The organism is Phenylobacterium sp. T106 (assembly GCF_057219735.1).
On sequence record NZ_JBXVWA010000008.1, the window covers coordinates 32,374 to 53,267 of the forward strand.

General features: G+C 71.1%; 17 protein-coding genes. 10 read left to right on the plus strand and 7 right to left on the minus strand.

Going from position 1 to position 20,894, the window contains the following annotated elements; all coding sequences use genetic code 11:
- Positions 1 to 146: 146 nt before the first annotated feature.
- Positions 147 to 2,228: a 3-hydroxyacyl-CoA dehydrogenase NAD-binding domain-containing protein gene (locus AC2D8W_RS17145; protein ID WP_484672547.1), complete on the minus strand. Its 2,082-nt coding sequence runs from the start codon at positions 2,226 to 2,228 to the stop codon at positions 147 to 149.
- Between the two features lie 163 nt (positions 2,229 to 2,391).
- Here AC2D8W_RS17145 and AC2D8W_RS17150 point away from each other — a divergent pair, with 163 nt between their 5' ends.
- The 4 genes from AC2D8W_RS17150 (at position 2,392) to AC2D8W_RS17165 (ending at position 6,950) form a co-directional block, all read left to right on the plus strand.
- On the plus strand, positions 2,392 to 3,168 hold the full coding sequence (locus AC2D8W_RS17150; RefSeq protein ID WP_484672548.1) for an SDR family oxidoreductase: 777 nt from the start codon (positions 2,392 to 2,394) through the stop codon (positions 3,166 to 3,168).
- A gap of 195 nt (positions 3,169 to 3,363) precedes the next feature.
- On the plus strand, positions 3,364 to 6,351 hold the full coding sequence (locus AC2D8W_RS17155) for an intermembrane phospholipid transport protein YdbH family protein (RefSeq protein ID WP_484672549.1): 2,988 nt from the start codon (positions 3,364 to 3,366) through the stop codon (positions 6,349 to 6,351).
- A gap of 59 nt (positions 6,352 to 6,410) precedes the next feature.
- Entirely contained in the window at positions 6,411 to 6,581 is a 171-nt protein-coding gene (locus AC2D8W_RS17160; protein WP_293481141.1) for a YnbE family lipoprotein, read from the plus strand.
- A 15-nt stretch (positions 6,582 to 6,596) separates the two neighbouring features.
- Complete coding sequence (locus AC2D8W_RS17165) at positions 6,597 to 6,950, plus strand: YdbL family probable chaperone protein (RefSeq protein ID WP_484672550.1); 354 nt, start codon at positions 6,597 to 6,599, stop codon at positions 6,948 to 6,950.
- A 4-nt stretch (positions 6,951 to 6,954) separates the two neighbouring features.
- Here AC2D8W_RS17165 and AC2D8W_RS17170 read toward each other — a convergent pair whose 3' ends face one another.
- On the minus strand, positions 6,955 to 7,593 hold the full coding sequence (locus AC2D8W_RS17170) for an SOUL family heme-binding protein (protein WP_484672551.1): 639 nt from the start codon (positions 7,591 to 7,593) through the stop codon (positions 6,955 to 6,957).
- A gap of 14 nt (positions 7,594 to 7,607) precedes the next feature.
- The gene (locus AC2D8W_RS17175; protein ID WP_484672552.1) at positions 7,608 to 8,537 is read right to left on the minus strand and encodes a MerR family transcriptional regulator; all 930 of its coding nucleotides are present in this window, start codon (positions 8,535 to 8,537) and stop codon (positions 7,608 to 7,610) included.
- A gap of 65 nt (positions 8,538 to 8,602) precedes the next feature.
- On the opposite strand from AC2D8W_RS17175, the gene folE2 reads away from it, so the two are divergent.
- Complete coding sequence (gene folE2, locus AC2D8W_RS17180) at positions 8,603 to 9,409, plus strand: GTP cyclohydrolase FolE2 (RefSeq protein ID WP_484672553.1); 807 nt, start codon at positions 8,603 to 8,605, stop codon at positions 9,407 to 9,409.
- A gap of 101 nt (positions 9,410 to 9,510) precedes the next feature.
- Positions 9,511 to 10,275, plus strand: a complete 765-nt coding sequence (locus AC2D8W_RS17185) for a DUF2189 domain-containing protein (RefSeq protein WP_484672554.1) — start codon at positions 9,511 to 9,513, stop codon at positions 10,273 to 10,275.
- Positions 10,276 to 10,351: 76 nt separating this feature from the next.
- Here the strand turns inward: AC2D8W_RS17185 and AC2D8W_RS17190 are convergent, their stop codons facing one another.
- Entirely contained in the window at positions 10,352 to 12,475 is a 2,124-nt protein-coding gene (locus tag AC2D8W_RS17190) for a malate synthase G (RefSeq protein WP_484672555.1), read from the minus strand.
- A 115-nt stretch (positions 12,476 to 12,590) separates the two neighbouring features.
- Positions 12,591 to 14,183: an isocitrate lyase gene (locus AC2D8W_RS17195; RefSeq protein ID WP_293481153.1), complete on the minus strand. Its 1,593-nt coding sequence runs from the start codon at positions 14,181 to 14,183 to the stop codon at positions 12,591 to 12,593.
- 148 nt (positions 14,184 to 14,331) lie between these two features.
- Between AC2D8W_RS17195 and AC2D8W_RS17200 the strand changes: the two genes are divergently transcribed.
- A complete protein-coding gene (locus AC2D8W_RS17200) occupies positions 14,332 to 15,726 on the plus strand; it encodes a helix-turn-helix domain-containing protein (RefSeq protein ID WP_484672556.1) in 1,395 nt (464 codons plus the stop codon).
- Between the two features lie 84 nt (positions 15,727 to 15,810).
- Positions 15,811 to 17,040 carry a TetR/AcrR family transcriptional regulator gene (locus AC2D8W_RS17205; protein WP_484672557.1) on the plus strand — a complete coding sequence of 410 codons (1,230 nt, stop codon included), beginning with the start codon at positions 15,811 to 15,813 and terminating at the stop codon, positions 17,038 to 17,040.
- 329 nt (positions 17,041 to 17,369) lie between these two features.
- On the opposite strand, the gene AC2D8W_RS17210 is transcribed toward AC2D8W_RS17205, so the two are convergent.
- On the minus strand, positions 17,370 to 18,818 hold the full coding sequence (locus AC2D8W_RS17210) for an MFS transporter (RefSeq protein WP_484672558.1): 1,449 nt from the start codon (positions 18,816 to 18,818) through the stop codon (positions 17,370 to 17,372).
- A 145-nt stretch (positions 18,819 to 18,963) separates the two neighbouring features.
- Complete coding sequence (locus AC2D8W_RS17215; RefSeq protein ID WP_484672559.1) at positions 18,964 to 19,956, minus strand: NAD(P)H-quinone oxidoreductase; 993 nt, start codon at positions 19,954 to 19,956, stop codon at positions 18,964 to 18,966.
- Between the two features lie 84 nt (positions 19,957 to 20,040).
- Here AC2D8W_RS17215 and AC2D8W_RS17220 point away from each other — a divergent pair, with 84 nt between their 5' ends.
- Together AC2D8W_RS17220 and rcdA are read left to right on the plus strand one after the other, a co-directional pair.
- Complete coding sequence (locus AC2D8W_RS17220; protein ID WP_293481163.1) at positions 20,041 to 20,244, plus strand: DUF1192 domain-containing protein; 204 nt, start codon at positions 20,041 to 20,043, stop codon at positions 20,242 to 20,244.
- A gap of 54 nt (positions 20,245 to 20,298) precedes the next feature.
- Positions 20,299 to 20,808, plus strand: a complete 510-nt coding sequence (rcdA, locus tag AC2D8W_RS17225; protein WP_293481165.1) for a protease adaptor protein RcdA — start codon at positions 20,299 to 20,301, stop codon at positions 20,806 to 20,808.
- Positions 20,809 to 20,894 lie beyond the last annotated feature (86 nt).

Below are 20,894 nucleotides of genomic sequence, written 5' to 3' on the forward strand. Positions count from 1 at the left end.
TTCCCTCCCCCTCGTGGGGAGGGACAGGCCGCGCGAGCGGCCGGGGTGGGGATGTGTGGATGAGGCCTTGGGCGGGTGGGGAGGATCCACGCTTCCCCACCCTGCCCGCCTGCGGCGGGCTTTCCCTCCCCACGAGGGGGAGGGCTTTAGCCCTTCAGGTCGCCGAACTTCTTGCCGTCGGCGGCCAGCTTCTCCAGCAGGGCCGAGGGCTTGAAGTCGTCGCCCATGGCGCCCTGGAATTCCTTCATCTTGGCGAGCACCTTCTGGGGCCCGCCGATCAGGTCGCCGTAGAACATCGGGCCGCCGCGATAGACGGGCCAGCCGTAGCCGTTGACCCAGACCACGTCGATGTCCGACGAGCGGATGGCCTTGCCCTCCTCGAGGATCTTCACGCCCTCGTTGATCATCGGGAAGACGCAGCGCTCGAGGATCTCCTCGTCCGAGATCTTCCGCGGGTTGCGGCCGCTCTTCACGATGAAGTCGTTGATGATCTTCTCGGTGACGGGCGACGGCTTGGCGGTGCGGTTCTCGTCGTAGTCGTAGTAGCCCGCGCCCGTCTTCTGGCCGCGGCGGTCCATCTCGCAGAGCACGTCGCGGATGGTCTCGCCCTTCGAGTTCTCCTTCACCCAGCCGATGTCGAGGCCGGCCAGGTCGCTCATGGCGAACGGGCCCATGGGGAAGCCGAAGTCGTAGAGCACGCGGTCCACGTCCCAGGGCATGGCGCCTTCCAGCACCAGCTTCTGGGCCTCGCGCTGGCGCTGGCTCAGCATGCGGTTGCCGATGAAGCCGGGACAGACGCCCGCCAGGACGGCGATCTTGCCGATCCTCTTGGCCAGCTTCATCGAGGTGGCGATGACGTCCTTGGCGGTCTTCTCGCCGCGGATCACCTCCAGCAGCTTCATGACGTTGGCCGGCGAGAAGAAGTGCAGGCCGATCACGTCCTGCGGCCGGCTGGTGGCCGAGGCGATCTCGTCGACGTTCAGGTAGCTGGTGTTGGAGGCCAGGATCGCGCCCGGCTTGGCCACCTTGTCGAGGCGGGCGAAGACGTCCTTCTTGATGTCCATGCGCTCGAACACGGCCTCGATGATCAGGTCGCAGTCGGCCAGGGCGTTGAAGTCGAGCGTGCCGGTCAGCCGGCTCATCCGCGCCTCGGTCTCCTCGGGCTTGGCGCCGCGCGAGCGCTCGTAGTTGCCGCGGATCACCTTCATGCCGCGGTCCAGCGCTTCCTGCTGCACCTCGACGATGGTCACCGGGATGCCGACGTTGGCGAAGTTCATCGAGATGCCGCCGCCCATGGTGCCGGCGCCCAGGACGCCCACCTTCTTGATCTCGCGGACCGGGGTGTCGTCCGGCACGTCCGGGATCTTCGCGGCCTGGCGCTCGGCGAAGAAGTAGTAGCGCTGCGCCGCCGACTGGCTGCCGCTCATGAGGCCGCCGAACAGCCGGCGCTCCTCGGCGAGGCCCTCCTCGAACGAGTTCGAGTTCACCGCCGCCTCGATGCACTTGATGTTGGCCTCGGGGGCGTCGAAGCCGCGGAACTTCCGCGCGTTCTTCTTCCGGAACTCGGCGAAGATCTCGGGCTTGCCCTTGGCGGCCTCGAGCTTGGTGTTGTTCTCGCTGATCTTCACCAGCGGCTTGTTCTCGGCGACGCACTTGTTGGCGAAGGCGATCGCCGCTTCCTTGAGCTGTCCTTCCGGCGCCAGCTCGTCGACGAGGCCCAGCTTGGCCGCTTCCGGCGCCGGCACGTGGCGGCCGGACGTCATCATCTCGAGCGCGGTCTCGACGCCCACCACGCGCGGCAGGCGCTGGGTGCCGCCGGCGCCCGGCAGCAGGCCCAGGGCCACTTCCGGCAGGCCCAGGCGCGCCGAGGGCACGGCGACGCGGTAGTGTGCGCACAGCGCGACCTCGAGGCCGCCGCCCAGGGCCGTCCCGTGGATCGCGGCCACGACGGGAACGGGCGAGTTCTCCATCATGGTCTGCACGTCGAACAGCGAGGCGGACGGCTTCCCGGGCGCGCCGAACTCGGTGATGTCGGCGCCGGCGATGAAGGTCCGGCCCTCGCAGATCAGCACGATCGCCTTCGCGTCCGAGGCGCCCGCCGCCTTGAAGCCCTCGTACAGGCCGTCGCGGACGTTGGCCGACAACGCGTTCACGGGCGGGGAGTTCAGCGTGATGACAGCGACGTCGCCCTCGCGGGTGAGCGTGGTCACCGAATTGATCTCGGTCATCTGGCGTCCTCGAAAATGATGGTCCGACCGCTCGCTCAAAATACCGGCGGCCGTGGAATTCAAACGCGTGTTATAGGCCTCGCCGGGCAAGGCCAAGTCAATTCCCGCAAGGGGATCGCGCCATACTGGCCGAGGCGCCGCAACGACAGGAAAGGGGAGGTTCATGACGTCCAATCTGTTCTCGCTGGACGGCAAGGTGGCGCTGGTCACCGGCGGCTCGCGCGGCATCGGCAAGATGATCGCCAAGGGCTTCCTCGAGGCCGGCTGCCGAAAGGTCTACATCACCGCGCGCAAGGCCGCCGCCTGCGACGCCACCGCCGCCGAGCTGGGCCCGAACTGCGTCTCCATCCCGGTGGACATCTCCACCGTCGAGGGCTGCCACCTTCTGGTGAAGCGCTACCTCGAGCACGAGGACCGGCTGGACATCCTGCTCAACAACGCCGGCGCCGCGTGGGGCGCGCCGTTCGACGAGTACCCCGAGAGCGGCTGGGACAAGGTGGTCGACCTGAACCTGAAGTCGCCGTTCTTCCTCACCCAGGCCCTGCACGAGACGCTGAAGAAGAGCGGCACACACGAGCGCCCGTCGAAGGTGATCAACATCACCTCGATCGACGGCATCCGGCTGAACCCGCAGGAGACCTACGCCTACCACGCCTCGAAGGCCGGCCTGATCTACCTCACGCGCCGCATGGCCGCCCGGCTGATCGAAGACAACATCGTGATGAGCTCGATCGCGCCGGGCGCCTTCGCCTCCGACATGAACCGCGTGGCGCGCGACCAGGGCGACGAGGTGGCCCGGCGCATCCCGTCGCGCCGGATCGGGACCGACGAGGACATGCAGGGCGTGGCGATCTACCTGGCCAGCCGGGCCGGGGACTACGTGGTGGGCGAGACCATCGCCGTCGACGGCGGCGTGGCGCTGGCCCAGCTGGGCGTCTGACCGCATCCCTGACGGCGGATTCACCGTAGTTGCAGGCGGAGGGGGACCTTCCCGCGCGTACCGCGGGTGGTGGGCGATTGTGACGCTTTTCCGCTTCGAGCCTGCTCTCGCCCTCTCCACCAATTCCGCGCCGGCGCATCGATCCGCCGCATTCTGCGCTATCTAGGGTGACGCTTCATCGCCGAGCCCTCCTCCTTGCCTGACGCCAAGCCCGCCAAGACCCGACCGCTGCGCCTCGTCCTGGCGGTGGCGGGCGTCGTGCTGGTGGTGGTGGCGGCCCTGGCGTGGCTGAACCGCAGGACCCTGGCGCGGGACGCCCTCACCGACTGGCTGCGGTCGAAGGGCGTGGCGGCCGACGCCGAGGTCGAGGCCATCGGCCCGACCACGTTCACCGCGCGCCTGGCGCTGGGCGATCCCCGCAGCCCCGACTTCGCCGCGGAGCGGGTCGAGGTGCGCTATCGGCCCCGCCTCACGGGCGTCGAGGTCGTTTCGGTCGCCATGCGCAAGCCGGTGCTGCGCGCGCGGCTCAAGGATGGACGGCTCAGCGTCGGCAGCCTGGACCGGCTGGTGCAGGAGGTCCTGCGCCGCCCGCCCCGCCCGGACGCCGCCCAGCCGAGGATTTCGATCGACGACGGCCTGGTGGTGCTGGCCACGGACTACGGCCAACTGCGGCTCGCCGCCGACGCCCTGGTCGAGGACGGCCGGCTCCGCAGCCTCGCCGCCACGGCGGCCCCCGCGCGGCTGGCCGGCGGCGGCTTTGCGCTGGAGACCGGGGCCGGCGTGTTGCGGGCCTCCACGACGGCCAGCCGGACGGACGCCAGCCTGAGCCTGCCGATCTCGCGCGCGGCCTTCGCCGATCGGACGCTTACCGGCGGCCGCCTGACCGTGTCGATCCGTGGGCCCTATCCCGACCTCGTCAAGCGATCGGGCGAAGGCGCGGTCACCCTGCGGGCCAACCTCACGGCCGACCGTCTCGCCGGCGGGGGCCAGACGGTGCGGGCCCCCGTCATGACCGCGGCCTTCGACGGCCGCAGCCGGGGCTGGATCGACACCCTGGCCCTGGAGGGCCGCGGCGTGGTCGAGCTCGCCGCCGCGGGGGCGGAGGCCGGGACGGCGCGCGCCGGGGCCGTGCGGGCGCGGCTGGTCAGCGACGACCTGCGCTGGCTGCGGCGCGGCGGCGACCGGGTCACCGGGACGGGCCGCCTGGCCGCCGGCGTGGCCGACGTGCGCGCCGCGGAGCTGTCGCTTCCAAGGCTCGCCCTCGACGGCGCGCTGTCGTTCGACGCGGCCGCGGCCGGCCTCCAGGCGTCGATGCGCGCGGGCCTGCAGGGCCGCGGACGCTGGGACGGGCTGGGTCCGGTCGCCGCCGGCGACACCGAGCAGGTGGCCGCGCTGAAGCGCGCCGCACGCGGCTTCACGCTCTCGACCTCGGGCCTGCGCGCCGAACTGGACGCCCGGTCTGGCGGGGGCGCGTCGCCCCCCCCGCTGCGTCTCGCGCTCGCCACCCCGCTGCGGATCCGGCCCGACGGCGGCGGCGAGGTCCAGATCACGGCCCCGGACGGAGGCGCGATCCGCATCGCCAGCCGCGGCGGCGGACTGCCCCAGGCCGAGGCGACCGTCTCGAACCTCCGCAACGGCGGCGCCGACGTGGCGCTCCAGGCGCGCGACATCGCCTTCGCCTCGCTGGTCGGCGGAACGCTGCAGGCGGCCGGCCGCGTCCAGACCGGCGCGGCGATCACCTTCATGGCCGCCCGGTGCGTGGCGTTCGGCGGCCGGCGGCTGGAACTTGGCGCCAACGACGTCGAATCCGTGTCGGGCCGCCTCTGCCCGGCGGGCGGGCCGATGCTGACGATGCGGGACGGTCGCTGGTCGCTGGCGGGGCGCGCGGAGGCGGTGAGCGCCGCCGTCCCCTTCCTGCAGGCCCGCGTGAGGCGCGGCGTCGCGCGGGTGCGCGTCGACGGGCGGGGCGGGGCGATGGGCGTGCGCGCGCAGGTCGTCTCGGCGGGCCTCGCCGACACGGCGCCGGAGACGCGGTTCAACCCCGTCACCTTCAGCGGCCCGGTGTCGCTGGCCGACTTCATCTGGACGGCCGACCTCGACGTCCGCCGCCCGGACGGCGGCGCGATCGCGATCGCGCGCGTCACCCACGACAGCCGCCTCGCCCTGGGCGTGGCGGTGGTCGAGACCCCGCTCCTGCAGTTCGCCGAAGGCGGGCTCCAGCCGGTCGACCTGTCCCCGCTCGCGGCCGCGGTCGGATCTCCCGCCACCGGTTCGGCCCGCTTCCAGGGTCGCTTCGACTGGGCGCCCGAGGGCGCGACGAGCACGGGGGTCCTGTCCGTGCCCCGCCTCGACTTCGCCAGTCCGGCCGGGCCGGTGAAGGGCCTAAGGGGGGAGCTGGCGTTCGAGAGCCTCGCCCCGCTCCGCGCCGCGCCGGGGCAGGAGCTCAGCATCGAGGCGATCGAGGCCATCGTGCCGGTCACCGCCCTGCGCGCGAAGTTCGCGCTGCGCGACGACCTCATCACCATCGCCGGCGGCGAGGCGCTGGTGGGCGGCGGCCGCGTGCGCGTCGAGACCCTGGAGATCCCGCTCACGCCCGGCGCGCCGACCCGCGGGGTGCTGTTCTTCGACGGCGTGCAGCTGCACGACCTCGTCGAGGCCTCGCCCTTTGGCGACAAGGTCGAGCTGGACGCCAAGGTCAGCGGTCGCGTGCCGTTCGAGCGGTCGGGCAACCGCGTGCGCATCACCGGCGGCGAGCTGCGCGCGGTCCAGCCGGGCCGCATCTCCATCGACCGGACCGCGCTCACCGGCGTGCAGGCCGACACCGCGGTGGCCGCGCCCGCCGCCGCGCCGGTGGTCGACCCCAACGCCACCTTCACCGACTTCGCCTACCAGGCCATGGAGAACCTGGCGTTCGAGACGCTCGAAGCCTCGATCGCCAGCCGCGAGGACGGCCGCCTGGGCGTCCTCTTCCACATCGTGGGTCGCCACGATCCGCCCACGAAGCAGGCCATCCGGCTCACCCTGATGGACCTGATCCAGAGGCGGTTCCTGGGCCGCAAGCTGCCGCTGCCCTCGGGCACCAAGGTGAACCTGACGCTGGACACGACGCTCAACCTCGACGACCTGCTGGACGACTGGGCGGAGTATCAGAAGGCGCGCCAGCCGCAGGGCGGCGACCGATGACGGTTCAGCTTGGGTTCACCCACGACGCGTCAACAAGGAGACATGATGAGGACCGTTCCATGAGGCTCGTTCTGGCCGCGCTCGCCATCGCGAGCCTCGCCGCGTGCGCCCCGACCGTGAGGGTCGAGGTCGCGCCGATCACCATCTACGCCAAGCTGGACGCCAACGTCCGGCTGCAGCTGGACGAGGACGTCAAGGCCCTCATCCAGAAGAACCCCAACCTCTTCTGAGGGAGAGGACAAGACATGAGATACGATCTTTCCATCGCCGCCGCCGTCCTGGCCGCCCTGGCCGTGGCGCCCGCCGCCGCCGTCGCGATCGACGCCAAGACGGCCGTCGACTCGGCCAAGGCCTCCGGCGTCGTCGGCGAGCAGGCCGACGGCTTCCTGGGCTTCGTGAAGCCCTCCAGCGATCCGGCGCTGCGCGCCGCGGTCGAGGAGATCAACCAGGGCCGCGCGGCGCTCTACCGCGAGGCGGCCGCGAAGAACGGCGTCCCGGTCGAGGCGGCTGGCGCGGCGGCCTACAAGGCCGTGGTACAGGCCCGCCTGAAGCCCGGCGAGTACTACAAGCCCGAGGGCGGCGGCTGGGTGCGCAAGTAGACCGTCACGACGCCGCGACGAGGAGCGCCACCTCGTTGCGGCGCATCGGCGGCGGGGTCCACGGCGGATCATAGAACCAGTAGACCGCGGGGCCCTTGGCCTCCCAGCCTCGGGCTGCCATGGCGGCTCTCAGCTCGACTTCCCGCTGCGCGAGACGCGCGCGGCCGGCCAGGCCGCTGAACCGGATCACCGCATAGCGTTCGGCCGGGATCCGGCGCAGGACCACGTCGGCGCTGTTCGGCCGCGGCAGGGTTTCCATGTCGTAGGCCGCCGGCATGAAGAACTGCACGCGCCAGCCGCCCTCCGCCGGCTCCTGGGCCACAGGCGCCGTCATGGCGATCTTTTCCGAGGCGCCGGACGCGGGCGCCTGGGCGACGGGGGCCGTCATGGCCACGGAGGCGCGGCTCTGGTTGGCGCCGAAGATGTAGTCGGCGATCCGGCGGAAGCCGCGGTTGCGGGCGGTGGAATCGTCGCCCTGCACCACGGTCTCGGCGGCGATCAGCGAGGGGTAGGCGCGCAGCTCGACCCGTCCGTCCCGCTCGAGCACCTCGTAGCGAGGCTGTTCGACCGAGGCGCGCGAGGCGCCCGGCGCGTAGACGAGGAGGGCCGCGGCGGCAGCGACCCCCAGTGCGATCTGCAGCATGCGTCGTCTCCGGTTCAGCGTGGCCCGGCCGCCACCGACCGCCAGTGGTCGAGGGCCTCGGGGATGTCGGGAAGGTTGGGCAGCGTCCGCACGCCGGGCGCGGGCCCGACGTGGGCCGCGCTGGCGCCTCCGGCCCACAGCTCCGTCTCCGGGGGCAGCGCGGCGCGCAGGTCGGCGGCGGCGCGCCGCGCGGCCTCGGCGGGAACCATGGCGGAGAATGAGACCGCGACGACGTCGGCCCCATGGGCGCGGGCGGCCGCGACCACCTCGGCGGGCGGCGTCTCAGCGCCCAGCGAGAGGCACCGGGCCCCGCCCAGGGCCAGCAGGCACTCGGCCATCAGCAGCCCCAGCGCATGGGGCTCGCCGGGGAGCGTGGTGAGCAGGACGCGCGGCCGGGCGGCCGCCGGCCGCGGCAGGCCGTCCAGCGCCCCGCGGAGGATCCGCACCAGCTGCTCGGTGAACAGGTGCTCCTCGTAGACCTGCAGCCGCCCGCCGATCCAGGCCTCGCCCACGGCGCGGGTCAGCGTCGCCACATTGTCCTGGACAAATCTCGCGAGGCCCTGGGCGTAGATCGCCGACTGCATCAGCTCGCGCAGCCCGTCCACGTCATGCCGCCGCAGGCGGTCCAGCGCATCCTCCACCCAGGCTCCGGCCTGGCCGTCGTTGGCGGGCGAGGGCGTCAGCAGCCGGGCGGCCAGCTCTTCCCGGCTCAGCGGCGCCAGCCGGGCGGGCCGATCCCCGTGGTCGATCAGGGTCTTCATCAGCCTGAGCTTTTCCACGTCTTCGGGGGTGTAGAGGCGGTCGCCCGCAGCGTCACGCAGCGGCGCAGGGAAGCCGTAGCGCCGCTCCCACACGCGCAGGGTCTCCTTCGCGACGCCGCTGCGGCGCTCGGCTTCCCCGATAGGGATCAGGCCCGCGGGCTCGGATTTTGGCGACACGTTCATCTTGTCCTGGACAAATGCCTCAGCTCGGCGCCATTGTCCATGACAACCCGGCCGCAGGACCCACCATGAACGCCTTCACGCCCACCGAACTCCCCGACGTCCAGGCCAGCGCGGACCGGCGCGGCCAGCCCATCCAGCGGGTCGGCGTGCGCGGCGTCACCCACCCGGTCACCCTGCTCACCGGCCAGGGTCCCTGCCCCACCGTCGCCGAGGTCGAGATGTACGTCGCGCTGCCGGCCGACCAGAAGGGCACGCACATGTCGCGCTTCGTGGCTTTGCTCCAGGAGATGCGGCGGCCCCTCGATAGCGGCGACCTGCCCGGCCTGATGGCAGACATGCTGGACCTCCTGGAGGCCGACGGCGGCTTCCTCTCCTTCGCCGCGCCGATCTTCCTCACCAAGCAGGCGCCGGTCTCGGGGATCCCCAGCCTCATGGACTACCGCGTCACGCTTGGGGCCGAATGCGCCGGCGGCCGAACCACCGTCAGCCTCTCCGTCACCGCGCCGGTGACCAGCCTCTGCCCCTGCTCGAAGACGATTTCGCGCTACGGGGCCCACAACCAGCGGAGCCACATCACCATCACCGCGGCGCTGGCGCAGGGCGTGCGGATGATGCCCGACGACCTGATCCGGATCGCCGAGGACGCGGCGTCGTGCGAGCTGTGGGGCCTGCTGAAGCGGGCCGACGAGAAATTCGTCACCGAACGCGCCTACGAGAACCCCAAGTTCGTGGAGGACCTGGTGCGCGACGTGGCGGCGCGACTGGCCGACGATCCGCGGATCGCGCGCTACGAGGTCTCGTCCGAGAACTTCGAGTCGATCCACAACCATTCCGCCTACGCCTGGCTGGAAGGTGCGGGCGCCGCTGCCTGATTCCGTCCGCGCCGCATTGACCGATCGCAAGGCCGGGCCGGCGCGGGCCGCGTCAGCTTCGCCGTGCGGCGCCGCAACGACGGCGCGGCGGGAGGACAGGCATGGCGGCCACATCGCGGTTGCCGGGCGTGCAGCGGATCGGGCCGACCGCGCCGCTGAAGTGGCTCGGCTGGGGCTGGCGCGCGCTCTGGGCGTCGTGGCGGGTGTCCCTGCCCTTCGGCCTGGTGACGGCAGGCGTCTGCGCCGGGATCGCCGCGGCGCTGATCGGCTCCAACCTGGCGTTCTGGGCCCTGGCGCTGACCTTCGGCTTCGTCTTCGTGGCCCCGGTGCTGGCCATGGGCAACTACGAGACCGGTCGACGGCTCGAGGCGCGCGAGCCGTTCACCCTGGCGAGCACCTTCCTGCCCCCCGGCACGCTGCGCCAGGACGTGGCCTATCTCGGGCTGGTGCTGTTCGTGATCTTCGGGATCTGGGTGCAGGCCGCGCAGATCGTCTACGGGCTGTCGACCTACCAGATCCACCGCACGGTGGACTCCTTCGTCCGCTTCGCCGCGACCAGCGCAGAGGGACATCGGATGCTGGTCACCGGCTCGATCGTCGGCGGCGCGATGGCGTTCTTCACCTTCTGCCTGTTCGTCGTCTCCGCGCCCATGCTCCTCGATCCCCGGCGCGGCTTCTTCGAGGCGACGGCCACCAGCGTCCGGGCCGTGCACGACAACTTCGTTCCCATGCTGATCTGGGCGGCGATCATCGCGGTGCTGACGATCGGCAGCGCCGCCACCGGCTTCGCGGCGCTGATCATCGTCTTCCCGTGGCTGGGCCTGGCCAGCTGGCGCGCCTATCGCGAACTGGTCGTCGCGCCGTAGGCGCCTCCGCCATCTCCGTGGTCGGACGGGGCGGATCCACCGCCCCGCACGCCCGCCCGGCCTTCAGACGACAGTCCTACCCGCGCAGCTGCGCCTTCCGCTCGCGGCGGCGGGCCGTGAGGATGTGCTCGGTGTAGCCGTTCGGCTGCTCGCGGCCCTTGAACACCAGGTCCAGCGCCGCCTGGTAGGCCGAGCCGCCCTCGTTGCCGGTCATGGGCGTGTAGAGCGGGTCGCCGGCGTTCTGGGCGTCCACCACCTTGGCCATCCGCGCGAAGGTCTCGCGCACCTGCGCCTCGGTGCAGACGCCGTGATGCAGCCAGTTGGCGATGTGCTGGCTCGAGATGCGCAGCGTGGCGCGGTCCTCCATCAGGCCCACGTCGTGGATGTCGGGCACCTTCGAGCAGCCCACGCCCTGGTCGATCCAGCGGACCACGTAGCCCAGGATGCCCTGGGCGTTGTTGTCCAGCTCCTGCTGTACGTCGGCCGGGCTCCAGTTGGAGTTCGCCAGCGGCGGCGTGAGCAGCGCATCGGTCCCAGTCTTCGTGGCCGCCTTCGCCATCTCGGCCTGCAGGCCCGGCACGTCCACCTCGTGGTAGTGCAGCGCGTGCAGCACCGCGGCCGTGGGCGAGGGCACCCAGGCGGTGTTCGCGCCCGCCTTCGGGTGCCCCACCTTGGCCTCCAGCATGCCCTTCATCATGTCGGGGGCGGCCCACATGCCCTTGCCGATCTGCGCCCGGCCGGGGAAGCCGGCGGACAGCCCGATCTCGACGTTGCGCTTCTCGTAGGCGGCCAGCCAGGGCTCGGCCTTGATGGCGTCCTTGCGCATCACCGGGCCCGCTTCCATGGCGGTGTGGATCTCGTCGCCGGTGCGGTCGAGGAAGCCGGTGTTGATGAACACCACCCGGTCCTTCGCCGCCGCGATGCAGGCCTTGAGGTTGGCGCTGGTGCGCCGCTCCTCGTCCATGATGCCCATCTTCATGGTGTTGCGGGCCATGCCCAGGGCGTCCTCGACACGGTCGAACAGCCGGACGGCCAGCGCCACTTCGTCGGGCCCGTGCATCTTGGGCTTCACGACGTACATCGAGCCCTGCGGGCTGTTGCGCCGCGCGCCCTTCAGGTCGTGCAGGGCGGCGGCGGCGGTCACCAGCGCGTCCACCGCGGTCTCGTAGGCCTCCCGGCCCTGGAAGCGGACCATGTCGGTCGTCATGTGGTGGCCGACGTTGCGGACCAGCATCAGCGAGCGGCCGGGCAGAGTGATCTTGCCGCCGCCGGGCGCCTGGTAGCGGCGGTCCTCCTCGAGCCGGCGGGTCTCGCTGCGCCCGCCCTTCTCGAAGGTGGCCGCCAGGTCGCCCTTCATGAGGCCGAGCCAGTTGCGGTAGACGCCCACCTTGTCCTCGGCGTCGACGGCGGCGACCGAGTCCTCGCAGTCCTGGATGGCGGTCAACGCCGCCTCGACCAGCACGTCGGCCACGCCGGCCGGGTCGTCCTTGCCGATGTTGTGCGTCCGGTCGATCTGGATCTCGAGGTGCAGGCCGTTGTGCTTCAGCAGCACCGCGCTCGGGTTGGCCGCGTCGCCGCGCCAGCCGCCGAGCTGCGACGGATCGGCCAGCGCCGGGACCAGGGCGTCGCCCAGGACCGCGTAGCCGGCGACGTCGGCGTGGCTGCCCGACGCGAGCGGGGCGACGCGATCGAGCAGGGCGCGCGCATAGGCGATGACCTTGCCGCCGCGCACCGGGTCATAGCCCTTCCCGCCCGTGGGGGGCTCCAGCGCGTCGGTGCCGTAGAGCGCGTCGTAGAGGCTGCCCCAGCGGGCGTTGGCGGCGTTCAGGGCGTATCGGCCGTTCGACACCGGCACCACCAGCTGCGGCCCGGCCAGCCGGGCGATCTCGGGGTCGACGTTCCCGGTGCCGATGGTGAAGTCTGCCGGCTCGTCGCGCAGGTAGCCGATCTCGCGCAGGAAGGCGGTCGCCTCGGCCACGTCGTAGGGCTTGCCCTTCCGGTCGCGCCACCAGGCGTCGATCTTCGCCTGCAGCTCGTCCCGCACCGCCAGCAGCGCGGCGTTCCTGGGCGTGAAGTCCGCCAGGATGTCCTCCAGGGCGGCCCAGAAGGCGGCGGGCTCGACGCCCGTCCCGGGCAGGAGTTCGCCTTCGACGAAGGCCGCGAGCTGGTCGTCGACCGAGAGGTTTGCCGTGATGTCCATGCCGTACCGAAGCCCCCGATCCGCCCCGGGCGCAAGGGGGGCGGTCCGTCAGAAAAAAGAGCGGCCCGAGGCGACGCGCCTCGGGCCGTGCGAACACGCAGAAACCCGATAGCCGTCAGGCGAACTGGTTCATCGTGTTGTGGACGCCGCCGGCCTTCAGGGCCGCTTCGCCGGCGAAGTATTCCTTGTGGTCGTCGCCGATATCCGACCCCGACATGTTCTGGTGCTTCACGCAGGGCAGGCCCACGCGGATCTCCTGGCGCTGGACGCCCAGGACGTAGCCCAGCATGCCTTCCTCGCCGAAGTAGGCCTTGGCCAGGTTGTCGGTGGACAGCGCGGCGGTGTGGTAGGTCGGCAGGGTGATCAGGTGGTGGAAGATCCCCGCCCGCTTCGCGCCGTCGGCCTGGAAGCTCTTGATCAGCCGGTCGGCTTCCACGCCCAGCGGGGTGGCGTCGTACTCGGCGCTCATCAGCTTGGCCTTGTCGTAGGCCGCCACGTCCTTGCCTTCCTTCTCCCAGGTCTCGAAGACCTGCTCGCGGAACTTCAGCGTCCAGTTGAAGGACGGGCTGTTGTTGTAGGCGAGCTTGGCGTTCGGAACGACCTCGCGGATGCGGTCGACCATGCCGGCGATCTGCTCGACGTGCGGCTTCTCGGTCTCGATCCACAGCAGGTCGGCGCCGTTCTGCAGCGAGGTGATGCAGTCGAGGACGCAGCGGTCCTCGCCCGTGCCGGCGCGGAACTGGAACAGGTTGGAGGGCAGGCGCTTCGGACGCAGCAGCTTGCCGTTGCGGGTGATGACAACGTCGCCGTTGCCGACCTGGCTCGCGTCGATCTCCTCGCAGTCGAGGAAGGCGTTGTACTGGTCGCCCAGGTCGCCCGGTTCCTTGGAGAAGGCGATCTGCTTGGTGAGGCCCGCGCCCAGGGAGTCGGTGCGCGCGACGATCACGCCGTTGTCGACGCCCAGCTCGAGGAAGGCGTAGCGGACGGCGCGGAGCTTCTGGATGAAGTCCTCGTGCGGGACGGTGACCTTGCCGTCCTGGTGGCCGCACTGCTTCTCGTCCGAGACCTGGTTCTCGATCTGGATGGCGCAGGCGCCGGCCTCGATCATCTTCTTGGCCAGGAGGTAGGTCGCCTCGGCGTTGCCGAAGCCGGCGTCGATGTCGGCGATGATCGGAACCACGTGGGTTTCGAAGTTGTCGATCTTGTCCTGGATCTTCTGCGCCTTGGCCTGGTCGCCGGCCTTGCGGGCGTCGTCGAGGTCGCGGAACAGGCCGCCCAGCTCACGCGCGTCGGCCTGCTTCAGGAAGGTGTAGATCTCCTCGATCAGCGCCGGGACGCTGGTCTTCTCGTGCATCGACTGGTCCGGCAGCGGGCCGAATTCCGAGCGCAGGGCGGCGATCATCCAGCCCGACAGGTAGATGTAGCGGCGCTTGGTGGTGCCGAAGTGGCGCTTCACCGCGATCATCTTCTGCTGCGCCACGAAGCCGTGCCAGCAGCCCAGCGACTGGGTGTAGTTGGCGGGGTTGGCGTCATAGGCCGCCATGTCCTCGCGCATGATCCCGGCGGTGTACTTGGCGATCTCCAGGCCGGTCTTGAAGCGGTTCTGCAGGCGCATGCGGGCGACGGCTTCGGCGTCGATCCCGTCCCAGCTGCCGCCCTTGCCCTTGATGAGCTGGCTCATCTCGATGATGTGGTCCTGGTAGGCCATCGCGTGTGCATCCTTGGCTCGAAGGAGAATTCCCGCCCGGCCTAGTGCAAGACGCGGGCCGCGCGCCATGGCCGGCGCGGTCTAGGTGTAAAACTTTACAGACCTGCTCTGTAATGTTGTAATAGCTTACATCTCAGGACCTTAGTTAATGCCCGCCGACCGCCGCCTCTACGTCGGGCCCAGCCTGCGGCGCCTGCGCCGCGATCGCGGCCTGACGCAGGCCGACATGGCCGCCGACCTCGACATTTCGCCCTCGTACGTCGCCCTGCTGGAGCGCAATCACCGGCCGCTCTCGGCCGAGCTGCTGCTGCGCCTGGCGCAGACCTACAAGCTGGACATGTCGGCGCTGGCGGGCGCGGGGTCGGGCGAGGAGTCGCTGCGGCTGCAGGCCGTGCTCAAGGACCCGATGTTCGCCGACATCGACCTGCCCGCGCTGGAGGTGGCCGATCTCACCGCCAACTTCCCCGGCGTCGCCGAGGCGCTCCTGCGGCTCTACACCACCTACCAGGAGGAACAGCTCGCCCTGGCCGACCGGCACGGCGCCGAGCCGGGGGAGGACGCCGCCGATCCGGTCGCCGAGTCCCGCCGCTTCCTGGCCGCCCGGCGCAACAGCTTCCCCATCCTCGACGACGCCGCCGAGCGCCTGGCCCAGGCGGTGGGCGCCGCCGAGGGCCTGCCCGCCTACCTGCGCGCGCGGCACGGCCTGCGGGTGCGCCGGCTGCCGCCGACCGTCATGGTCGGATCGATGCGCCGGCTCGACCACCACCGGCGCGAGGTCCTGCTGTCGGACGACCTGGACAACGCCAGCCAGACCTTCCAGCTCGCCCTGCAACTCGCCTACCTGGAACTGGGCGGCGAGGTGGACGCCGTGCTCGCCGAGGGCGCCTTCGCCACCGAGAGCGGCGAGCGGCTCACCCGGCGCGCGCTCGCCAGCTACGCCGCCGCCGCCGTGCTGATGCCGTACACCGCCTTCGCCCGCGCCGCCGAACAGCGTCGCTACGACGTGGAGGCGCTGGGACGCCAGTTCGGCGCCAGCTTCGAGCAGACGGCGCACCGGCTCACCACCCTGCAGAAGCCGGGCGACGCGCGGGTGCCGTTCTTCTTCATCCGGGTGGACGAGGCCGGCAACGTCTCCAAGCGCCTGGACGGCGCGGGCTTCCCCTTCGCGCGTCACGGGGGCGGTTGCCCGCTCTGGAACGTGCACCAGGCCTTCCGCACGCCCCGGCAGATCGTCACCCAGTGGCTGGAGCTGCCCGACGGCCAGCGGTTCTTCTCCATCGCGCGCACCGTCACCGCCGGCGGGGGCGGCTGGGGCAAGCCCAGGGTGGAGCGCGCCATCGCCCTCGGCTGCGCCGCCGAGCACGCCCACCGGCTGGTCTATGTCGACGCCGGCCAGCCGACCGAGGCGACCCCCATCGGCGTCACCTGCCGCCTCTGCCACCGCACCGAGTGCACCGCCCGCTCCGCGCCGCCGATCGGCCGCCCGATCCTGCCGGACGACATCCGCCGCACCGGCGCGCCCTTCGGTTTCTCGGACAGCTGACACCCGGTTTTCCCTAGGGCGCCCCCCTTGGCTCCCCCTCGGATTTCAGGGACAACGGAGGGGCAGAGGGGATACCAGCGTCACATGGCCCAGCGCAGCGCCGCGGCGAAGTCCACGGACCGGTTCGAACGCAAGCGCGAGGCCATCCTGGACGCGGCCACGCGGATCCTGAACCGCAAGGGCATCAAGGGGCTGACCCTGGGCGACACCGCCGCCGCGGTCGACCTCTCCACCACCAGCGTCACCTACTATTTCAAGCGCAAGGACGACTTGGCGGCCGCCTGCATCACGCGCGGGATCGAGCGGCTGCACGACATCGCCGACGCCGCCGTGCGCGCGCCCACGCCCGAGGCGCGGCTGCAGGACTTCCTGTCCGGCTACCTCGACGCCTTGAAGGCCACGGCCGCGGGATCGGCGCCGCCACTGCCGATCATCTCGGAACTGCGCGCCCTGACCTCCCCGCGCCGCGAGGAGGTCGCCACCGCCTACGGCCGGCTGTTCCGCAAGGCGCGCCAGATCTTCGACCACCCCGATCTCGCGTGGATGTCGCGCGGCCGCCGCACCGCGCGCACGCGGGTGATCCTCGAGCAGGTGTTCTGGGGCGGCGCCTGGCTCGCCCGTTACGACATCGAGGACTATCCGCGGGTCCGCGACCGGATGGTCGACGTCTTCCTGCACGGCGTCGCCCGGGACGACGCGGCCTGGACGCCCGCGCCCATCGACATGGAACGGCTGGCCGACGGCGAGGGCGGACCCGGGCGCGAGGTGTTCCTGCTGGCGGCCACGCGGCTGATCAACCGTCGCGGCTATCGCGGGGCGTCGGTCGACAAGATCTCGGCCGAGCTCAACGTCACCAAGGGCAGCTTCTACCACCACAACGAGGCCAAGGACGATCTCGTGGTCACCTGCTTCGAGCGCAGCTTCGAGGTGATGACCCGCGCCCAGCGGCTCGCCATGGAGCTGCCCGGCGACCAGTGGGAGAAGCTGTCGGCCTGCGCCGCCGCCCTGGCCGAGTTCCAGCTGTCGGAGCACGGCCCGCTCCTGCGCACCAACGCGCTCACGGCGCTCCCCGAACAGATCCGCGGCGTGATGGTCGAGCACGCCAACCGGGTGTCGGACCGCTTCGCCTCCATGATCTCGGACGGCATCGCCGAGGGCTCGCTGCGTCCCGTGGACCCCTTCATCGCCTCGCAGATGCTGAACGCGACCCTCAACGCCTGCGCCGAGCTGGGCTATCTCGTGCCCGACGTCCGGCCGAGGTCGGCGGCGGCGGTGTTCGCCAAGCCGCTCCTCATGGGCGTGTTCAAGCACTAGCCCGGAGCCTGCGGACGCCGTCGGGGGCTTCAGGCGCCGTAGGCGCTCGATTGAACCGCAGAGGACGCAGAGACGAACGCAGAGAGCGCAGAGGTCTCCGCGCCCTATGCGCCTCCTCCGCGATCTCTGCGGTTAAGGCAGCGCTGCTCTACCGCCCTCACTCCCGTCGCGCCGCGATCTCGACAGCTTCCGACCGTCCCGGCGAATGCCGGGACCCAGATCCACGCGCGGTGTCCTGATGGGAAGGACTCCCAGCCTGCGGAACCCCATCTGAGCCGTTCTATCTGGATCCCGGCCTCCGCCCGATGACCGGGTCCGGGTTACGGACCCTAGCCCGCGCCCGTTCCGGCGGCCCGTTCGGCGAGCTTGGCGAGGTTCGCCTCGTGCTTCTGCCGCGTGATGTTGTAGGCGAAGAGCAGCAGGATGGCCGACCCGTACAGGCCCACGATGATCGGGATGTAGGCCAGGCCCAGGCCGTACAGCGCCTCGTCCGGCACCTGGCCGCGCTCGGCTTTCTCGGGGAAGCCCACGAAGGCCAGCACGCCGGTGGCGATGAACACGCCCATGCCCGAAATCATCTTCCGGAACAGCGCATTGGCCGAGAGCAGCAGGCCCTCCGAACGGCGTCCGGTCTTCACCTCGGCGTCCTCCACCACGTCGGCCACGATGGCCGCCAGCAGGATCCCGGTGGCCGAGGCGAACGTGGCGTTGATGATCTCCTCGCCATAGAGCAGCCACAGCAGCTCGGGCGTGCCGTTGGCGGGCGCCAGGCCCAGCAGGCGCAGCGACACGGGCGTGATGTGCACGCAGACCGCAATCGCGAAGACCAGGATGACGCCGTACTTCTTGCCGAACCAGCGACCCACGGCGGGTGCGAGCAGCACGCCCAGGAAGCCGCCCATCACGCTCATGGTGGCCAGCGTCGCGAGCTGCGACTGGCGCAGGCCCCAAAAGTAGAGGCCGAAGTAGATCTCCAGGCCGTTGCGGGCGCCGACCGCGATGGCGATCAGCATCATGGCGAACGCGGCCGACAGGAAGGCGCGGTTGTTGAGCGTGTGGAACATCTCCAGCGCCATGCCCTTCACCGTGATCTTGCGGACCGGCGCGGTGGCGAGGTGCGGGATGCGGTGCGCGGTGCCCAGCGTGGAGATCAGCACCGTGGCGAAGATGATCAGGGCGCCGGTGAGCGAGTAGGCGAAATAGCCGTCCCGGGCGAGCACGCCGCCGGTGCCGTCAGGCCGCTCCTTGAGGAAGACCTGGTAGGCGAGGACCGTCATGCCCAGGCCGCCCGCCACCATGAAGAAGTGGCGCAGGGCCATCAGGTTGGTCCGCTCGTCGTAGCCTCGCGCCAGTTCGGGCGCGAGCGCCTGGTGCGGCAGTTCGAAGAACGAGTCGAAGAAGCGCACCGAGATCACGCAGGCCGCGAGGTAGATCCCCAGCGCCGCGTCGCTCCACCCCTGTGGCGGGTTCCAGAGCAGGAAGAAGGCCAGCGCATAGGGCAGCGCGGCCGCCAGCATGAACGGATGCCGCCGGCCCCAGCGCGAGCGGAAGTTGTCCGAGACTTGGCCCACGATCGGGTCCACGACCGCGTCGATGACGATGGCGATCATCAGGATCGTGCCCACCATCTGCGGCGGCAGCCCCACCACCTGGTTGTAGAACAGCACCAGGAAGGTCGAGAGGGCGCGCAGCTTCAGGTTGGTCGCCGTGCCGCCCACGGCGTAGAGCACCTTGGTCCCATAGCCCAGGCGTGGCGCCGGGCCGGCCGCTGCCGTCATGGAGTCCTCCCGATCGCGGCGGCCGCAGCGTTCTGGAGGCGCTCCGTGCCGACGTCGCGACCGTGACGGGAGGCTCCCGCCAGGTCAATCGTTTTCGATTTTTCGGTATGGACACAAAGCCGGGAGCGCCGCCGGGCGCCGCGGCTCAGCCGGTCTTCAGGATCACCTTGCCCACGTGGCCGCCCGCTTCCAGGTGCGCCTGGGCCGCGCCCGCCTCCTCGAGCGGGAAGACCTTGTCCACCTGCGTCTTCAGCTTGCCGGCGGCGATCCAGGGCCAGACCACGCGCTCCACCTCGGCGGCGAGCCGCGCCTTCTCGTCGGCGTCGCGGGGCCGCAGCGTCGAGCCCGTGATCACCGCGCGCTTCTGCATGATCCGGAACACGGGCACGGTGATCTCGCCGCCGCCCAGGCTGGCGATGAAGACGATCCGTCCGCCGGTCTTCAGGGCGTCGAGGTTCTTCGGGAAGTAGTCGCCGCCGACCATGTCCAGGACGACGTCGACGCCGCCCTCGGCCTTGGCGACCTCGGCGAAGTCCTGGCGGGTGACGTCCACGGCCACGTCGGCGCCCAGCGCCAGAGCCGCGGCGGCCTTGTCGGCGCCCCGGCCGGTCGCGATCACCTTGGCGCCCGCCGCCTTGGCCATCTGGATGGCCGTGACGCCGATTCCCGAGGTGGCGCCGTGCAGCAGCAGGGTCTCGCCGGCCTTCAGGGCGCCGTGCTCGAACACATTGGCGTAGACGGTGAAGACGGTCTCGGGCAGGCCGGCCGCCTCCTCGAACGACAGCGAGCCCGGGATCGGCAGGGCATGGCGCGCGTCGACCACCGCGTACTCGGCGTAGCCGCCGCCGCCCAGGAGCGCGCAGACCCTGTCGCCGGCCTTCCAGCGGCCCGCCGGCCTGCCCACCACCCCGGCCACCTCCAGCCCCATGGTCTCGGGCGCGCCGGGCGGGGGCGGGTACATCCCCATGCGCTGGATCAGGTCCGGGCGGTTGACGCCCGCGGCCTTCACCTGGATCAGGATCTCGCCCGCCTTCGGCTCCGGAAGGGGTAGGCGGACGGGCTTCAGCGCCGAGGCGGGGCCCTTGCCGCCCTCCACGGCGATGGCGGTCATGGTCTCGGCCTCGAGGGGGCTGGTCATGCGGCTTGGTCCCCGGAACTTGCGCAAATCGGCGCAGGAAGGTCAGATAGCCGCCTGATCGGGGGACGCAAAGGAGGGTTCGGCGTGGAAGAACCTGCGGAAGTCCGGATCGGCCGGGGCCAGCGCCTCTCCGAGGCCTGTCGCGAGGACCTCGAGCTCTACGGCGTGTCCGAGCTCGAGGAGCGGCTCGAGATCCTCCAGGCCGAGGCGGCCCGGGTGCAGGCGCAGATCGACCGCAAGCGGTCGGGCCGCGCCGCCGCCGATGCGCTGTTCTCGCCCCGCGCCTGACGCGCCGGCCCGCGTTCAGGGCGTGGAAACCAAACCTGCTGTAGAGACCCCCGGATGCAGGATACCCAGAGCCCCGACTGGCGCGACGACGTCATCCAGGACTTCGCCCGATCCGAGCTGTTCGAGCGCACGTTCCAGGAGGGCATGGAGCTGGTCGAGGAGACCGCGGCCTACCTCGACGGCGAGGGCCGGCAGGAATCCAAGCTCCTGTCGCGCAACGCCGCGCTCGCCTACGCCGCCGAGAGCATGCGGCTCACCACGCGGCTCATGCAGGTCGCGTCCTGGCTCCTGGTCCAGCGCGCCGTCCGCGAGGGCGACATGGCGCCGGCCGCGGCGTGCGAGGACCGCTACCGCCTCAACGCCGACGTCGCGGCCCGCGAGGATGACGCCGCCGCCCGCGACGAGCTGCCGCGGGGGCTGACCGCCCTGACCGACCGCGCCGAGCGCCTCTATGAAAGGGTGCGCCACCTGGACCGCCGGATGTACCTGGAGAGCGCCGGCGGAGAGCCGTCGAACCCGGTCCTCAGCCACCTCGACCGCCTGAAGAGCGCCTTCGGCGGCTGACGCGACCCAAGACCCTGCTACGAAAAAACGCCGCGAAGGGCAGCCCCCTCGCGGCGTCCGTGTTCGTGGATCCCGGCCTTCGCCGG

Excerpts from the sequence above, each read along its gene's own strand:
- AC2D8W_RS17145 (WP_484672547.1), bottom strand. The coding sequence starts at position 2,228 with ATGACCGAGATCAATTCGGTGACCACGCTCACCCGCGAGGGCGACGTC.
- AC2D8W_RS17150 (WP_484672548.1), top strand. The coding sequence starts at position 2,392 with ATGACGTCCAATCTGTTCTCGCTGGACGGCAAGGTGGCGCTGGTCACC.
- AC2D8W_RS17160 (WP_293481141.1), top strand. The coding sequence starts at position 6,411 with ATGAGGCTCGTTCTGGCCGCGCTCGCCATCGCGAGCCTCGCCGCGTGC.
- AC2D8W_RS17165 (WP_484672550.1), top strand. The coding sequence starts at position 6,597 with ATGAGATACGATCTTTCCATCGCCGCCGCCGTCCTGGCCGCCCTGGCC.
- AC2D8W_RS17170 (WP_484672551.1), bottom strand. The coding sequence starts at position 7,593 with ATGCTGCAGATCGCACTGGGGGTCGCTGCCGCCGCGGCCCTCCTCGTC.
- AC2D8W_RS17175 (WP_484672552.1), bottom strand. The coding sequence starts at position 8,537 with ATGAACGTGTCGCCAAAATCCGAGCCCGCGGGCCTGATCCCTATCGGG.
- folE2 (WP_484672553.1), top strand. The coding sequence starts at position 8,603 with ATGAACGCCTTCACGCCCACCGAACTCCCCGACGTCCAGGCCAGCGCG.
- AC2D8W_RS17185 (WP_484672554.1), top strand. The coding sequence starts at position 9,511 with ATGGCGGCCACATCGCGGTTGCCGGGCGTGCAGCGGATCGGGCCGACC.
- AC2D8W_RS17190 (WP_484672555.1), bottom strand. The coding sequence starts at position 12,475 with ATGGACATCACGGCAAACCTCTCGGTCGACGACCAGCTCGCGGCCTTC.
- AC2D8W_RS17195 (WP_293481153.1), bottom strand. The coding sequence starts at position 14,183 with ATGGCCTACCAGGACCACATCATCGAGATGAGCCAGCTCATCAAGGGC.
- AC2D8W_RS17200 (WP_484672556.1), top strand. The coding sequence starts at position 14,332 with ATGCCCGCCGACCGCCGCCTCTACGTCGGGCCCAGCCTGCGGCGCCTG.
- AC2D8W_RS17205 (WP_484672557.1), top strand. The coding sequence starts at position 15,811 with ATGGCCCAGCGCAGCGCCGCGGCGAAGTCCACGGACCGGTTCGAACGC.
- AC2D8W_RS17210 (WP_484672558.1), bottom strand. The coding sequence starts at position 18,818 with ATGACGGCAGCGGCCGGCCCGGCGCCACGCCTGGGCTATGGGACCAAG.
- AC2D8W_RS17215 (WP_484672559.1), bottom strand. The coding sequence starts at position 19,956 with ATGACCAGCCCCCTCGAGGCCGAGACCATGACCGCCATCGCCGTGGAG.
- rcdA (WP_293481165.1), top strand. The coding sequence starts at position 20,299 with ATGCAGGATACCCAGAGCCCCGACTGGCGCGACGACGTCATCCAGGAC.